This window comes from Aquabacterium sp. (assembly GCF_044226965.1).
Taxonomy (GTDB): Bacteria; Pseudomonadota; Gammaproteobacteria; order Burkholderiales; family Burkholderiaceae_C; genus Pseudaquabacterium.
Genome location: NZ_JBGAGA010000043.1, coordinates 1 through 14,713, shown reverse-complemented (window position 1 = coordinate 14,713; position 14,713 = coordinate 1). Strand labels below are relative to the sequence as shown.

At 71.4% G+C, this 14,713-nt stretch carries 18 protein-coding genes; 8 read left to right on the top strand and 10 right to left on the bottom strand.

Going from position 1 to position 14,713, the window contains the following annotated elements; all coding sequences use genetic code 11:
- Positions 1 to 34: 34 nt before the first annotated feature.
- The 3 genes from ACILR4_RS18505 to ACILR4_RS18495 form a co-directional block, all read right to left on the bottom strand.
- Complete coding sequence (locus ACILR4_RS18505) at positions 35 to 787, bottom strand: SIR2 family NAD-dependent protein deacylase (protein ID WP_395702342.1); 753 nt, start codon at positions 785 to 787, stop codon at positions 35 to 37.
- Positions 784 to 1,518, bottom strand: a complete 735-nt coding sequence (rlmB, locus tag ACILR4_RS18500) for a 23S rRNA (guanosine(2251)-2'-O)-methyltransferase RlmB (RefSeq protein WP_395702341.1) — start codon at positions 1,516 to 1,518, stop codon at positions 784 to 786. The genes ACILR4_RS18505 and rlmB overlap by 4 nt, the downstream gene beginning before the upstream one ends.
- Positions 1,519 to 1,594: 76 nt before the next feature.
- A complete protein-coding gene (locus ACILR4_RS18495) occupies positions 1,595 to 2,320 on the bottom strand; it encodes a DUF1624 domain-containing protein (protein WP_395702340.1) in 726 nt (241 codons plus the stop codon).
- A gap of 109 nt (positions 2,321 to 2,429) precedes the next feature.
- Between ACILR4_RS18495 and ACILR4_RS18490 the strand changes: the two genes are divergently transcribed.
- The 3 genes from ACILR4_RS18490 to ACILR4_RS18480 are packed head-to-tail and all read left to right on the top strand — an operon-like array spanning position 2,430 to position 4,203.
- On the top strand, positions 2,430 to 2,903 hold the full coding sequence (locus tag ACILR4_RS18490; RefSeq protein WP_395702339.1) for a hypothetical protein: 474 nt from the start codon (positions 2,430 to 2,432) through the stop codon (positions 2,901 to 2,903).
- A 2-nt stretch (positions 2,904 to 2,905) separates the two neighbouring features.
- Complete coding sequence (locus tag ACILR4_RS18485; RefSeq protein ID WP_395702338.1) at positions 2,906 to 3,742, top strand: DKNYY domain-containing protein; 837 nt, start codon at positions 2,906 to 2,908, stop codon at positions 3,740 to 3,742.
- Between the two features lie 2 nt (positions 3,743 to 3,744).
- A complete protein-coding gene (locus tag ACILR4_RS18480) occupies positions 3,745 to 4,203 on the top strand; it encodes a DUF3592 domain-containing protein (RefSeq protein ID WP_395702337.1) in 459 nt (152 codons plus the stop codon).
- 14 nt (positions 4,204 to 4,217) lie between these two features.
- On the opposite strand, the gene ACILR4_RS18475 is transcribed toward ACILR4_RS18480, so the two are convergent.
- Positions 4,218 to 5,072, bottom strand: a complete 855-nt coding sequence (locus ACILR4_RS18475; protein ID WP_395702336.1) for a DUF2628 domain-containing protein — start codon at positions 5,070 to 5,072, stop codon at positions 4,218 to 4,220.
- Between the two features lie 136 nt (positions 5,073 to 5,208).
- Between ACILR4_RS18475 and ACILR4_RS18470 the strand changes: the two genes are divergently transcribed.
- Positions 5,209 to 6,441 (top strand): class I SAM-dependent methyltransferase, encoded by a 1,233-nt coding sequence (locus ACILR4_RS18470; RefSeq protein ID WP_395702335.1) that lies wholly within the window; start codon positions 5,209 to 5,211, stop codon positions 6,439 to 6,441.
- A gap of 16 nt (positions 6,442 to 6,457) precedes the next feature.
- On the opposite strand, the gene ACILR4_RS18465 is transcribed toward ACILR4_RS18470, so the two are convergent.
- From ACILR4_RS18465 to ACILR4_RS18455, 3 genes are read right to left on the bottom strand one after another with little or no spacing between them, the layout of a single operon-like run.
- A complete protein-coding gene (locus ACILR4_RS18465) occupies positions 6,458 to 6,949 on the bottom strand; it encodes a flavodoxin family protein (protein ID WP_395702334.1) in 492 nt (163 codons plus the stop codon).
- A gap of 2 nt (positions 6,950 to 6,951) precedes the next feature.
- The gene (locus tag ACILR4_RS18460) at positions 6,952 to 8,034 is read right to left on the bottom strand and encodes an aromatic ring-hydroxylating dioxygenase subunit alpha (RefSeq protein WP_395702333.1); all 1,083 of its coding nucleotides are present in this window, start codon (positions 8,032 to 8,034) and stop codon (positions 6,952 to 6,954) included.
- Positions 8,031 to 9,029, bottom strand: coding sequence for a helix-turn-helix transcriptional regulator (locus ACILR4_RS18455; RefSeq protein ID WP_395702332.1), 999 nt, complete (start codon positions 9,027 to 9,029; stop codon positions 8,031 to 8,033). The genes ACILR4_RS18460 and ACILR4_RS18455 overlap by 4 nt, the downstream gene beginning before the upstream one ends.
- Before the next feature lie 158 nt (positions 9,030 to 9,187).
- Here ACILR4_RS18455 and ACILR4_RS18450 point away from each other — a divergent pair, with 158 nt between their 5' ends.
- Complete coding sequence (locus ACILR4_RS18450; RefSeq protein WP_395702331.1) at positions 9,188 to 10,336, top strand: hypothetical protein; 1,149 nt, start codon at positions 9,188 to 9,190, stop codon at positions 10,334 to 10,336.
- On the opposite strand, the gene ACILR4_RS18445 is transcribed toward ACILR4_RS18450, so the two are convergent.
- Genes ACILR4_RS18445 through ACILR4_RS18435 form a run of 3 tightly spaced genes read right to left on the bottom strand, consistent with a single transcriptional unit; the run spans position 10,273 to position 11,593 of the window.
- Complete coding sequence (locus ACILR4_RS18445; protein WP_395702330.1) at positions 10,273 to 10,962, bottom strand: hypothetical protein; 690 nt, start codon at positions 10,960 to 10,962, stop codon at positions 10,273 to 10,275. The genes ACILR4_RS18450 and ACILR4_RS18445 overlap by 64 nt on opposite strands.
- Positions 10,959 to 11,276, bottom strand: coding sequence for a hypothetical protein (locus ACILR4_RS18440; RefSeq protein WP_395702329.1), 318 nt, complete (start codon positions 11,274 to 11,276; stop codon positions 10,959 to 10,961). The genes ACILR4_RS18445 and ACILR4_RS18440 overlap by 4 nt, the downstream gene beginning before the upstream one ends.
- A 26-nt stretch (positions 11,277 to 11,302) precedes the next feature.
- Complete coding sequence (locus ACILR4_RS18435; protein ID WP_395702328.1) at positions 11,303 to 11,593, bottom strand: hypothetical protein; 291 nt, start codon at positions 11,591 to 11,593, stop codon at positions 11,303 to 11,305.
- Between the two features lie 59 nt (positions 11,594 to 11,652).
- On the opposite strand from ACILR4_RS18435, the gene ACILR4_RS18430 reads away from it, so the two are divergent.
- The 3 genes from ACILR4_RS18430 to ACILR4_RS18420 all read left to right on the top strand — a co-directional run.
- Positions 11,653 to 12,135, top strand: coding sequence for a thioesterase family protein (locus tag ACILR4_RS18430; protein ID WP_395702327.1), 483 nt, complete (start codon positions 11,653 to 11,655; stop codon positions 12,133 to 12,135).
- Positions 12,136 to 12,141: 6 nt separating this feature from the next.
- Positions 12,142 to 13,218, top strand: coding sequence for a S1C family serine protease (locus tag ACILR4_RS18425; RefSeq protein ID WP_395702326.1), 1,077 nt, complete (start codon positions 12,142 to 12,144; stop codon positions 13,216 to 13,218).
- Between the two features lie 117 nt (positions 13,219 to 13,335).
- On the top strand, positions 13,336 to 14,713 hold a 1,378-nt coding region (locus ACILR4_RS18420), incomplete at its 3' end, for a molybdopterin-dependent oxidoreductase (RefSeq protein WP_395702325.1).

Here is a 14,713-nt window from a genome sequence, read left to right as displayed (position 1 = left end):
GTGTAGCCAGCCCTCCATGACCAGCCCGGGCCGGCTACAGCGGGTCGAGCAGTGCCGGCAGCAGCTGCGCCGCGGTGCCGGCCAGGCACAGCTGGGCCTCGTCGTCGATCTCGCTGGGCTGCGGGTTGACGATGATCACGACAGCGCCCTGCCGCCGCGCCTGCGCGGCCAGCCCGGCCGCCGGCCACACCGCGCCGGAGGTGCCGACCACCAGCATCGCCTGGCAGCGCCGGGCCGCCAGCTCGGCCGCGTCCAATGCGTGATAGGGCAGGGCCTCGCCGAACCACACCACGCCCGGGCGCACCGGGTTGCCGCACTCGCCGCAGCGGGGTGGCTCGGCAGCCAGCGCCCGGCCCGGGTCGCAGGACGGGCTGCGCCGGCAGGGCTCGAGCCAGCGCTCGGCCAGGATGTCACCGTGCAGGCGGATCGCATCGGCATTGCCGGCGCGCTGGTGAAGGTCGTCGACGTTCTGCGTCACCAGCGTCAACCGCCCGGGATGCCGCTGCGCGAAGGCCGCCAGCGCGCGGTGGCCGCCATTCGGCTGCGCCGCCCGCACGCCGGCACGGCGCTCGGCATACCAGCGCCAGACACGGCCCGGATCGGCGCGGAAGCCCTCTTCGCTGGCCAGCTGCATCGGGTCGAAACGTTGCCAAAGCCCCGTCATCGCATCGCGGAACGTGGGGATGCCGCTCTCGGCGCTCATGCCGGCGCCGGTCAGCACGCAGATCGACGCAGCGCGACGCAGGTGCTCGCGCGCCTGGTCGAGTTCTGCCGGATGGCCGCTCACTTCAGGCGTTGTCGAAGCGCCTCATACAGGCACACCGCCGAGGCCACCGAGACGTTCAGGCTCTCGACCGCGCCCTGCATCGGAATGCGCAGCAGCTCGTCGCAGGTCTTGCGTGTCAGCTGGCGCATGCCCGGGCCTTCGGCGCCCAGCACCAGCGCCACCGGGCCGGTGAGGTCGGCCTCGTACAGCGTGCGTTCGGCATCGTCGCTGAAGCCGATGATGCGGATGTCGCGCTCCTTCAGCTCGTTGAGCGTGCGCGCCAGGTTGGTCACCATCAGGTAGGGCACGGTTTCGGCCGCGCCGCTGGCCACCTTGGCCACCGTGGCGTTGATGCCCACCGCATGGTCCTTGGGCGCCACCACCGCCTGCACGCCGGCCCCATCGGCCACCCGCAGGCATGCGCCCAGGTTGTGCGGGTCGGTCACGCCATCCAGCACCAGCAGCAGCGGCGTGCCGCCGGCCTCGTCCAGCACATCGTCGAGCGAGTGCCGGGCGGGCACCGGCTTCACGCGTGCCACCACGCCCTGGTGGCGCGGGCTGCCGCACAGCTGGGTCAGGCGCGCGTCGTCGCTGTCGACCAGCCGCGCGCCGGCCGCCTGGGCCCGCTCGGCAAACTGGCGCATGCGGGCATCGCGCCGCGTGGCGTCGACGTGGATGTCGACGATCGATTCGGGCGCGGTCTTCAGCCGCACTGTGACGGCGTGGAAGCCGAACAGGAGGGTGCCGCTCATTCGTTTCCGCCCGACCGCCCGAAGGAAACGAAGCCCCCCGTGGGGGGTGCGAACGCAGTGAGCAGGGGGCTGTCCATCACACCCAGTGTACGTAGACCAGGATCAGGCCGATCAGCACCGGCTGGTGCACCATGTAGAAGCTCAGCGGCCAGCGGCCCAAGCCTGCCAGCGGGCGCAGCAACCCGGGGAGGCGCCCGGTCAACACAGCAGGCCGGTGCGCCAACAGCCAGCGGCCGCTGGCCAGACCCCAGCACATCACGCCCAGCCAGGGCAGCACGGGCACGAAGTCTTCCGTCACCGGCTTGCGCGTGACCAGGCCGACCCAGTTGGTCCAGCGCGTGTCGAAGAACGGGTGGCCGAAGAACTGCGGCAGCAGCAGCGCCACCAGGCCCACCAGGCCCACCAGCCACAGCCAGCGGCCCAGCGGCGCCAGCCAGCGCAGCAGCACCAGCATGACCGCGATGCCGTGCAGCACGCCGAAACTGATCCAGCTCTTCGGGAACATCAGCGCCGAGCCGACCGACACCAGCACGGCGCAATCGAAGATCTGCAGCCAGCGCTTCCAGAAGCGGCTCCTGCTCTGCCCCTGCTGCAGCGCGGCCGCCTGACCCAGCCCGGCGCAGAAGAGGAACAGCGACACGATGCAGGTCCGCTGCACGGTCCAGAACGGGTCGGCATGGAAGTTCTGCCAGGGCTGCAGCAGACCGAAGTGGTTGAGGTCGAAGCAGAAGTGGAAGCCGGCCATCCAGACGATGGCGGCGCCGCGCAGCGCGTCGAGTCGGTCGTAGCGGATCGCGTTCATGTCTTTTCGTTTGGCCGCGATGGTAGTTCAGCCTGCCGACAACCATTGAAACCCGGGTCCGGGGCGGCTGAAGCCACGATGAAACCGCGGCGGCCGAGCATCTGGCTCCATGAGGTTCACCCGCCCGCCCCAGCCGCCAGTCCCGCGCGCGCTGCCCCGCCACGAAACGCTGGCCGACGATGCCCGCCTGACCTTGTCGATGCTGGCCTGGCCCTGCCTGGTGCTGGCCATCGCCACTGCTGCGGCGCTGGCCGCCTGCAGCACCACGCCGCTGCTGGCGCGCGGCGGTGTCGTCAACGGCGGCAGCCTGCGCGTGCTGCTGGCACTGATGACGCTGCCACTGTGGCTGTGTCTGGTGGTGCTGCTGGGCGCCAGCATGCTGGCCGGCGCCTTCGACCGCCTGACGCGCCACCGCAGCCTGCAGGCGCTGGGCGTGCTGCTGGCGGCATCGGCCGTCACCTACCTGGTCGGGCGCAGCGCGCTGCTGCAGCAGGCCGAGCAGGTGCTGCTGTGGCCGACGCTCTCGCTGGCTGCCGGCGCCGGCCTGTGGTGCTGGCAATGCCGCGCCGGCCGTGGAGCGTGACGATGCTGCAGCTGATGACAGCGATGCTGCTGCTGGCCGGCCTGTGCTGGCTGGTGGGCTGCGATGGCGGGGCGCAGCCCTACCAGCGCAAGCACGGCAGCTGGTACTACGACGACCGGCCGCTGCCGGCCCCCGCGGACGTCGAGCTGACGGTGCTGAACCGACGCTTCGCGAAGTCCGCCACGGAGGCCTACTACCGCCACCAGGCCATCAGCGGCGCCGATGCGTCCAGCTTCGAGGCGCTGGACGAGCACCATGCGCGTGACCGCGCACACGTCTGGTACGGCGACACCTACCGCGTCTCGCAGGACTACTTCAGCACCCAGCGCATCCGCATGACGGTGCTGGCCGAGGCCGACCCGCGCAGCTTCCGCCTGCTGGGCCAGGGCTACGGCAGCGATGGCCGCCACCTGTACTTCGAGGGCGAGCGCTTTGCAGTGCGCGAGCCCGCCAGCTTCACGCCGCTGGAGGGCGGCTTCGCGCGCGACCAGCGCAGCGGCTACTACCTGCGCGAGCCGGTGCCCGGCAGCGACGGCGCGAGCTTCGCGGTGCTGGGCGCGCACTACGCCCGCGATGCCCGGCATGTCTTCCATGCCGACCTCGACTATGCGGCCAGCCCGCCGCGCGTGCGCGTCCGCACGCTGCCCGGCGTGGCACCGGCCGGCTTCCAGGAACTGGAGAGCGGCTACGCGCGCAACGACCGGCAGGTGTTCTGGCAGGGCCTGCCGGTGCAGCAGGCCGATGCCGCCAGCTTCAGCGTGCTGTCGCCGCCCGAGGATGGCGCCGATGCGCGCGATGCGCGGCACCGCTACCAGCGTGGCCAGCGCGTGGGGGAATGAACATGGCGCAGTGGATCGCGTTCCTGATCTTCGGTGGCCTGGGCGGCATGCTGCTGTACGTCGGGGCCACGCAGTGGTGGCTGCAGCGCCGGCTGATGCGCCACGCGCAGCCGGTGACCGCGCGCATCGTGCGCTCCGAGGTGCACAGCAGCCAGGCGCGGGATGACGACGACACCGTCACGCACCGCGCCGAGCTGCGCTTTCGCTACCAGTGCCAGGGCCGCAGCTACGAGAGCGAGCTGCTGCACCCGACCGTCATCGTCCAGGGCCACGGCAGCCAGGCCGCGGTCCGCGAACAGCTGCGCGACTACCCGCTCGGCGCCACAGTGGTGGCGTACGTCGACCCGGCACACCCGGACAAGGGCTTCCTGAAGCCGCAGGCCTCCGCCGGGCCGATGGTCTTCACCGTGCTGGGCCTGCTGCTGCCACCGCTGGCCTGGCTGGTGGGCGGCTGGCTGTAGTCCCCGCCCGCACGTCAGCGTGCCGCCGGCCGGCAGCGCGGCGGCAGGTAGCGCGGCGCCACCTCGGTGCTGGTGCAGGCCCAGGCGATCTGCTGGTCACGGCCCTTGCTGGGCACCAGCAGCAGCGCCTTGCCCGCCAGCGGCGCGAAGTCCAGCGTCACGGTGACGAAGCCGTTGTTCGGGTTCACGGTGATGGCCTGCACCCCCGCCGGCGGCGGCGCCGTGAAGTCGGCCGCCTGCAGCGAAGCCGGCACCTGCTGGTGCGCACCGTAGTGGCGCCCCACCGCGTCGGCCGCGCCGTCGGCATACACCAGCGCCTGCGCGACCCTGGCCTTCACGGTGTAGTCCTGGTAGGCGGGCAGCGCCACCGCCGCCAGCACGCCCACGCCGGGCACCGCGCTCAGCACCAGCACGATCGCCAGCGCCAGCAGGCTGGTGCCGCCGACTGCGGCCAGCTCGCCGAGCTGCCGCTGCGCTGGCGCGTCATGCATCGCCACGCCGGCCATCTTGCGGCGGCAATGGCGGTGGTACAGCGCATTGGCGTACATCGGCACCAGCGTGAACAGCGCCAGCAGGTACAGCAGGAACAGCCCGCCGGCGAACGTCTTGCCGCCCTCGCCGGCCGCGCCGATCGCGCCCAGCAGGAACATCAGCAGCCACGACAACCCGACATAGCCCAGCCAGTACAGCCACATCTTGCGGTACAGCAGCCAGAAGCCGGTGACGAAGAAGGCCGGCCAGTGCCAGGAGGCACGCCCCTGGCCCGCGTCGAAGCGCTGGAAGCGCCGCAGGTAGTGGGCCTGGCCCTGGTGACCGATCACCGCGCGGTAGGCCTCGTCCACGTCGCTGGGCATCATGGTGGCAGACATCGCGAACCCCCTCCCTCCAACCGCACTGCACGGCGCAGTGCCCTCGATGCGGCGCATTCTTCAGAGGCACGCCGCCGACCACATCCTTCGCGCTGACGATGGCGGCGACAATTCATCCCCTCGGATGATCACGACCATGAACCTGCGGCCCGATGCCCTGACCGACTTTCTGAGCCAGCTGGAGGCCAGCCTGGCCGAAGGCCGCTTCGTGAAGGCCACGCTGGCCAAGTACCGCGGCCCGGAGCGCGATCTGCAGCGCGTCCAGGTGCGCTGCGTGATGCTGCGCGGCGAGCCGCAGCTGCAGCTGCTGTACCGCCACGCCACCAAGGACATCACGAAGAACCATCCGGTGGCCGAGGCGGCCGGGCTGCTGCACCCGCTGCTGGGCCCGCAGGCCTTCCGCCACGCGCAGCTGCAGTGCAGCGACGCGCAGCTCGAGCTGCTGGTCGCCGAACGCGGCCAGGCCACGCTGCGCCGCGCCGCACTGCACGGCAAGGCGGAGCCGGCGCCGGCCGCCGCCGCGCCCGAGGCCCACAACCGCGAGAAGGCGCGCTGGCTGAGCCTGGAGCGGCCCTTCCTCACCGCGCTGGGCGTCACCACCGCGCAGCACACGCTGGTGCCGTCGATGTCGCGCAAGTGGAAGCAGATCAACAAGTTCATCGAGGTCTTCGCGCACGCGCTCGACGCCTCGCCGCTGGCCGGCACGAAGCGCCTGCAGATCGTCGACTTCGGCAGCGGCAAGGGCTACCTGACCTTCGCCATCCACGACTGGCTGCGCCAGCAGCGCGGTGTGGACGCGCAGGTCACCGGCGTCGAACTGCGGCCCGACATGGTGGCCTTGTGCAACGGCGTGATCGAGCGACTGCAGCTCGAAGGCCTGCGCATCGAGCAGGGCGACGTGCGCAGCTGGACCCCGCAGGCGCTGAACGTGATGATCGCGCTGCACGCCTGCGACACCGCAACCGACTACGCGATCGACCTCGGCCTGCGCGGCGGCGCGGACATCATCCTGTGCTCGCCCTGCTGCCACAAGCAGATCCGCCCGCAGCTGCTGCAACCGCATCCGCTGCGGCCCATCCTGCAGCACGGCGTGCACCTGGGGCAGGAAGCGGAGATGCTGACCGACAGCCTGCGCGCGCTGCTGCTCGAGGCCAGCGGCTACGACACCCGGGTGTTCGAGTTCGTCTCGCTCGAACACACCAACAAGAACAAGATGATCCTGGCGGTCAAGCGCGCGCAGCCCAAACCCGCCGAGCCGGTGCTGCAGCAGATTGCCGAGGTGAAGGCCTTCTACGGCATCCGCGAGCAGTGCCTCGAGCAATTGATCGCGCAGCGCCTCGCAGCGGCGCCGGCCGCTGCCGCGGGCTGAGCCGGCGCGGACCGCTTCAGAAGATGCCCAGCGCCAGCCCGGCGGCCAGCGCGGCACCGAGGTCACGGCAGCGCTGCAGCTCGGCCTGGGCAAGGGTCTTCGGTGCCAGGATGCGCTCAGGCGTCTGCGCCGCGGTGCAGACGATGAGCGCCGGCGCCACCGCCTTCAGTCGCCAGCCGGTGGCAATGCGCTCGACCTGCCGCGCGGCGTTGTGGCCATCGCTGCCAGCGCACACCAGCGTGGCATACGGCCGGCCCTGGATGCGGTCCAGCACCGGGTAGTAGCAACGGTCGAAGAAGTCCTTCATCAGCCCGGCCATGGCGGCCAGGTTTTCCGGCGTCGCGAACACATAGCCATCGGCGGCCAGCACGTCGTCCGGCGTGGTGTCGATGGCCTTCAGCAGCCGTGCCGCCACGCCGGGCTCGCCCGCGGCGCCGACCGCAGCAGCCTCGGCCATCTGCCGCGTGCCACCGGTCATCGTGTGGTGGACGATCAACAGCGTCTTCATCGTCAGCCGATGAATTCGGCCACCAGGCGGTGGAAGTGGTGCACGCCCTGCTCGCGCGTCGGCGAATAGCGACCGCCCCGGTAGAAGCGCGAGCGCACGCCGCGCTGGACGGTCACGACCACCGCTTCGTCTTCCATCTCCACCCGGTCGAGGTCGCCGCCGGCGCCCTGGCCCAGCAGGTCCGGATCCATCACATAACTCCTGAATTGCACGGCCGTGCGTGCCGGTCCCAGCGGCTGCACCAGGTTCAGCGACAGGCCCCAGGGGTAGAAGTTCAGCATCAGGTTGGGGAACACCCAGTAGTAGTAGGCCGCCACCCGCTGGCCATGCTCGGGCGAGCCCGCCGGCGGCTCGAAGGCCGCCTCGCCCGGCTTGGCCAGCGCCAACTGCAGGTTGCTGTAGCGCTGCAGCTCGTAGCGGTAGTGGCCGAAGTCCAGCGTGGCCATCAGCCCGGCATGCAGGAAGGGGATGTGCAGGCCTTCGAGGTAGTTCTCGACGTAGAGCGCCCAGTGCGCGTCGAAGGCGTAGTCGCGGCTGCGGGACGGGTCGGGCTGCAGCCGGTCCCAGGGCAGCCAGTGCAGGCGTTCGGCGATCGGGCCGAAGAACTCGGCGCCCGGCGCCGCCGGCTGCGCGCTGGCGAAGGCCAGGCCGTGGAAGTCGAACAGCGGCACCTGCACCAGATGGTCGTTGGCCGACGGGAAGTCCTTCGCCTGCTGGAACTCGGGCATGAACGTCATCCGCCCCTGCAGGTCGAAGCGCCGCGCGTGGTAGCCGCAGCGGATGTGGCGGGCGCGACAGGCCTCCTGCACCAGCAGGTTCCCGCGGTGCGTGCAGACGTTCGACAGGCAGCGCAACACGCCGGACTCGTCGCGCGCCAGCAGCAGCGGTTCGTCCAGGCAGCCGGGCAGCAGCGTGCGCGGCGACAGCGAGGCCGGCTCGCGCAGGTCCTGCAGGTCGCCGATCCACTGCCAGCTGCGCGCGAAGATGCGCTCGCGCGCCAGGGTCCAGGCCTCGGGATCGGTGTAGAAGCGCGCGTCCAGCGTGGCGGCGCTCGTCACGTCGGGGTCGATGGCGTAGCGGCTCATCGCGTGGCTTCCTCGGCCGCGGGCTCGTACTGGCGCGCACCGGCCAGCAATCGGTCGCGCACAGCCTGCGCCAGCGCGGCCGGCGCCAGCACCCTGGCCTGCTCGCCCTGGCGCAGCACGTCCATCACCAGTTCGGTCTCGTCGACGTAGGGCAGCTTCAGCTCGTAGCTGCCATCGTCCAGCCAGCGGCCCTGCTGCTCCGGGTGCCATTCCTCTCGGCTGATCCAGGGCGCGGCCTGCGGCGCGAAGCGGATCGTCGCCCACTGCCGGGTGCCGCCGGCATAGATGCCGTAGCCGGCATCCATCTCGGCCTCGACCAGCTTCATGGCCACGTCTTTTGCGCGCTGTTCCAGCACGCTGGCCTGCTGCACCGCATCGAGCGCGAAGCGCAGCAGCTTCTCGCGCGTGTGGCACCAGGCGTCCAGGTACCAGGTGTTCTTGTAGTGCACCAGGCGCTGCGGCGAGACATCACGCTCGCTGACGCTGCCGCGGCCGCGTGTGAGGTAGCGCATGTGCAGCCGGCGCCGGTGGATCAGCGCTTCGCCGACACGCTCGAAGAACTCGCTGGCCACCGGCCGCCGCAGCGCGCTGACGATGCGCACGCGCCGCATCAGCGTGCGGGTCTCGCTGTCGCCGCCCGGGCCCAGCAGGTCGTGGATGCGGTCCAGCAGCGGCTGCAGATGGCGGCTCAGGGTGCCTTCGCTGTCCAGGCCGCTGAGCAGCTGGTGGGCCATCAGCAGCGAGTACAGCTCGCGCTCGTTGAACCACAAGCCCGGCAGTTCGTGCTTCTGGCCGCGGAACCCGGCGCCGAAGCGGTAGCCGTTGGCGTCGCGGTCGTACTCGATCGGCGCGCCGAGCTGGTCGCGCAGGTACTCGAGGTCGCGCTTCAGCGTGGCGGGCGAGACCTCGAGCTCCTCGCGCATCGCGGCGAAACTCACCGGGCCGCGCTGGCGGATCATGGTCTCGATCTTGTACAGGCGGGCGGTCTTGGACATGGGCGGACTGTAGCCCTATCAAGCAGGTGGCTCAAACCTTGAGCCACCGGGCAACGTGGCCGCAGAAATATTCCGGCGCCACTGGCTCATGAAATGAGCCTGTAGCGCCAGAGACTGCTCCTGCCGAGGACGTCTCGGTGCCACCGCAGGAGCCGACCATGGCACAAGCCACCTTCTCGTTCGATGCATCGACCCCCATGCCGGGCGCCGCCGGAAGCGCCGCCGCCGTGGCCCCGGCACACCGTGCCGACATCGCCAGCGCGGGCCGCAGCGGTGGTGGCTTCGAGATCGGCTGGGACTTCGCGCACTACCGCCTGACGCCGCCGGTCGCGCACCTGCATGCCGACAACCCGGTGCGCCAGGGCTGGAGCGCCGCCCGCGCGGTGTTCGGCACGCGCACGCTGCGGCCCACGCGCTGGGCGCGGCAGTGGCTGCAGCTGCGGCTGCAGGCCTGGCAGCACGGCCAGGCCTTCGAGGGCGTGCAGGTCACGCCGCACTTCCTGGCGCAGCTGCAGTCCGCCGAATGCCCGGTGACGCGCCAGCCGCTGCCCGCGCAGCCCATCGACCGCGCGGAGGACGAGGGTGCCGGCCGCATCGTCCGCCTGAACCCCCGTGCCGCCTGGGCGGCCGGCAACCTGGTGATGGTGTCGGCTGCCGTGGCCCAGGCGCAGGGCGAGGCCGGCTGGGCCGAGGCGCTGGCCAACGCGCGCCGCATCGAAGCCGGCGAATGCGCGCAGATCAACGGCCTGGGCGCAGCGGCCTGGGCCCGACTGGCCTGCCTGGCCAGCCTGTGCACGCCGCTGGACCATGCCACCGCCGCCACGCTGCCGCTGCTGGTGCTGCCGCCGAACCGGCTGCGCGTGATCAACCCGGTGCAGGCCCTGCAGGTGATGCTGACGCTGCAGTTCTGTGAAGCCGGCTATGCGCGCCGCCTGGTGTCACTTGCCGTGCTGATGCCTTCGACCGAAGCGCGACACGCGTTCCAGGTCTTCATGCACACGCTGCTGGCGCGGCGCCTGGCCGCCGGACCGGTGCTGGACGCCGCGGCAGCGCGCGAGGCCATGGAAGCCGCGTGGGCCGACGCGCTGGTGCAGCGCCGCTGGCAGCGCCTGGCCCAGCGCCTGACGGCAGCCGACGCCGAGCAGCTGCTGCAGCGTGCCGCCCGGCGCGGCCTGATGGGCAGCGGCCAGCAGTGGCGCGATGTGGCCAGTGCGACCGAGGGCTGGGCCCTCGAGCGCGCCGGTCAGGCGCCTACGCTGGCTTCGTCCGAAGGCGTGGTGTCGGCGAACGGATTGCTGTCGCACTGAGTGCGCGGCGCAGCCGCATCACCCGGCGGGGCCTGCAGTTCCCGCAGGCGCGGCTCGCAGAAGGCGGCCAGCTGCTGGGGCGTGATGCTGCCACTGACGCCGGCATAGCGCTTGGCGGCGCCGATGCTGGTGGCCAGGCATTCGAGCACCGGCGGACCGGGGTCGAACTGGTACAGCGCGTTGTGGCAGCGCAGCAGTGCCACCGTGGGCTGCTGGCGCTGGCCCGACACCGCCATCGCCGTGACGATGGCCTGCAGCATCAGATCGATGCGCAGCTGGCGCACCCAGCGCTCGGGGTCGTGCGGCAGCTTGTCGGCGTGGCGGTGCGACACGCAGAGCACCCCGTTGCCATGCACGAGCACGGCGTCGGGCAGGGCCTGGAGGTCGCCGACCTTGTAGCTGCCACGCTCGCCGTCGTGGTGCAGCGACTGCGGCATCGGCAGCGCCGGGCTGAGCACCGGCAGCAGGCGTGCCACCCAGTCGCCGCGGGCATCCACCAGCTGCGGGTCGAAGAAGAAGGCGCGCACCCGCACGCCCAGCAGCACCTGCTCGTCGTGCCAGCTGATCGTGCCGGGCGGGGTGCCCGTCGGGGTGTCGGGCCGCGGGCTGGTCGTCGTGTCGGTCATCGGGTCCTCGCGGCGTTCAGGGCGGCCTGGCGTGCACCGGGGCCACGCGCGTCGAGCATGCGTTCGGTGACCCACCAGGCACCCAGCAACGCCACCAGCAGCAGCGCGGCGCAGGTGACCTGCAAGGCCAGCGGGGTGCGGCGGATCGGCGCGCCCGGCATCGGGGCTGCGGGCGCCGCAGGCTCGGCCCGGCCGACGGTGGCCGCGGCAGCGGCTGGCGCCGGCTCACCGCTGTCGCTGGGGTCGATCAACACCCAGCGCAGGCCGGAGACACCGCTGGCGTCCAGCGTCGAGGCAATCTGTACCTGGATCATGGAGGTCCTCCGCTCCCTTGTTGTGCTCAGGCGCCGAACACGCTGGCCGATGCAGCGGGGGCGGCGTCGGCCTCCCGCCGCGGCTCGCCACCTGCGCGCAGGCTGGCCACCAGTTCCTTCGGCAGCTGCTGCTCGAAGGCCAGGCGCACCACCGTGCAGCCCGCGCCAGCGACGAAGCCGAAGGCCCCGAACACCGCGGCCAGCGGCCCGTTGTCCGGTACCCGCGCATGGATGCCGAAGCCGATGGCGGCAAATGCACAGGCCCAGCCGATGCCGGCCAGCACGATCAGGAACACCAGGGTGGACAGGCGGTTCATCCTTCGGCTTTCGGCAGCCGCAGCCGGAGCTTGAGGGGCCGGCGCTATGCTTTGTGCCCATGTCCCCCCCTAACGCCCCACGAAGTGCCGCCGAGCAGCAACGGCTCGACGCCGAGCTGACCGACCTGGTCGAGCACAAGATCACGTTCAACGAGGTGCTGGGCCTGCGCGTGCAGCAACTGCGCCCCCAGTTCCTGGTGCGATTCGACATGCGGCCCGCGCTGGTCGGCCACTACCACTACGGCCGGCTGCATGGCGGCGTGATCTCGGCCGCGCTGGACGCGATGGGCGGCTGCGCGCTGATGGTCGAGATCGCCGACCGCCATCCGCACGAGACCGCCGAGCAGGTGATGCACCGTTTCCTGAAGATCGGCACCATCGACCTGCGCGTGGACTTCCTGCGCCAGGGCATGGGCCAGCACTTCGTCGCCAGCGCCGAGGTCACGCGCCTGGGCGGCCGCGTCGGCTCGACCCAGATGCGCCTGGTCAACGACAGCGGCGAGCTGATCGCCACCGCCGCGGCGGCCTACATCGTGAGCTGAGACACCATGCGCCGCCTGCTGATCCTGAGCGCCGCCCTGGTCCTGGCCGGCACCGCCTTCGCCCAGCGCGGCGGCGAGCTGCCGGTGCGCAGCATTGCGCCGCGCGGCCCGCTGATGGCCGACGAACTGGCCAACATCGATGTCTTCAAGCGCCTGTCGCCCTCGGTCGTGCACATCACCACGCTGGAGGTCACGCGCGACTTCTTCTCGCGCAGCGTGCAGCAGGTGCCGCGCGGCACCGGCACCGGCTTCATCTGGGACCAGCAGGGCCACATCGTCACCAACTTCCACGTGATCCAGGGCGCCGACAGCGCGCGCGTGACGCTCTCGGACCAGAGCACGCACAAGGCCACGCTGGTCGGCGCCTTCCCGGACCGCGACCTGGCGGTGCTGAAGATCGAGCTGCCGCGCGACAGGCTGGCGCCCATCCCGATCGGCACCAGCCGCGACCTGCAGGTGGGCCAGAAGGTCTACGCGATCGGCAACCCCTTCGGCCTGGACCAGACGCTGACCACCGGCATCGTCAGTGCCCTGAACCGCGAGATCGACTCGGCCAACCAGCGCACGATCCGCGGCGTGATCCAGACCGATGCGGCCATCAACCCCGGCAACTCGGGCGGCCCGCTGCTCGATTCAGCGGGACGGCTGATCGGCGTGAACACCGCGATCTTCAGCCCCTCGGGCGCCAGCGCCGGCATCGGCTTCGCGATTCCCGTGGACGAGGTCAACCGCATCGTGCCGCGGCTGATCCGCGACGGCCGCATCACCCGGCCGGCGCTGGGCATCTCGGCCGCGCCGGAACAGGTGCAGCGGGCGCTGCGCCTGCCCGAGGGCGTGGCGCTGGTGCAGGTGCAGCCGGGCGGTCCGGCGGCCAAGGCCGGGCTGCAGCCCTTTGCCCGGGCCTCGGACGGCAGCATCGTCGCCGGCGACGTGATCACCGCGATCAACGACGAACCGGTGAAGACGCTGGACGACGTGCTCACGGTGCTGGAGCGGCACCAGCCGGGCGAGCGCGTGACGCTGAGCGTCTGGCGCGCCGGCAGGAGCCGCAAGCAGTCGGTGCTGCTGGCCGGCACGGATTGACCTGGCAGGTCATCGCCAGCCGGGCCCGGCCCGGCTAAGGTGGCTGGCGCGTCACCCGCGTGACGGACAAGCGCCGGGTGAACTGCGACAACGCAGCCACCCCGCTGGAGACGAACGATGGCCGACACCCACTACCGCATCTGCCCGCTGTGCGAGGCCTGCTGCGGCCTTGAAGTGCGCACCGAGGGCACGCGCGTCGTGGCCATCCGCGGCTACGACGAAGACGTGCACAGCCGCGGCTACATCTGCCCGAAGGCGGTGGCGCTGAAGGACCTGCACGAGGACCCCGACCGCCTGCGCCAGCCGCTGATCAAGCGCAACGGCCGCCATGAACCGGCCAGCTGGGACGAGGCCTTTGCCGAGATCGAACGCCGCCTGCCGCCCCTGCTGGCGGCGCATGGCCGGGACGCGCTGGGCGTGGCCATCGGCAACCCCAGCGCCCACAAGATGGGCCTGTTGCTGTACTTCGCACGGCTGGCCCGCGCCGCCGGCACGAAGAACGTGTACAGCGCCAGCACGCTGGACCAGATGCCCAAGCAGTTGCAGTCGGGCCTGATGTTCGGCCACTGGCTGTCGATCGCGCTGCCGGACATGGACCGCACCGACTTCATGCTGGTGCTCGGCGCCAACCCGCTGGCCAGCAACGGCAGCATGTGGTCGGTGCCCGATTTCCGCGGCAAGGCCCGTGCGCTGCGGTCCCGCGGCGGCCGGCTGGTGGTGATCGACCCGCGCCGGACCGAAACCGCCGAGATCGCCGACGCCCACCACTTCATCCGGCCCGGCACCGACGTGCACCTGCTGGCCGCCATGGTGCACACGCTATTCGCCGAAGGCCTGGTGCGGCTGGGCCGCGCAGAAGACCTGGTCAACGGGGTGGAGGCCGTGCGCGAAGCGGTCGCGGCCTTCACGCCCGAGCGTGCGGCCACGCGCTGCGGCATCGACGCCGACGCCATCCGCGAGCTGGCCCGCGCGCTGGCCCGCGCCGAGCGCGCCTGCGTCTACGCCCGCATCGGCACCTGCACGCAATCCTTCGGCACGCTGGCGCAGTGGCTGGTCGATGTCCTGAACACCTTGAGCGGCCACCTCGACCAGCCCGGCGGCCTGCTGTTCAGCAAGGCACCGGCGTTCGCCGCCAACACCGCAGGGCGGCCCGGCACCGGGCGCGGCGTGGCCACCGGCCGCCACCGCTCGCGCGTGAGCCAGGCCCCCGAGGTGATGGGCGAGCTGCCGCTGGTCGCGCTGGCCGAGGAGATCGAGACACCCGGCCCCGGACAGCTGCGTGCGCTGGTCACGATCGCCACCAACCCGGTGCTCTCGGCACCGAACGGCGCGCGCCTGTCCGCGGCGCTGGACACGCTGGACTTCATGCTCAGCTTCGACATCTACCTGAACGAGACCTCGCGCCATGCCGACGTGATCCTGCCCGGGCTGTCGCCGCTCGAGGAGGGGCACTACGACATCGCGTTCCCGCAGCTGAGCTGGCGCAACCAGGCAC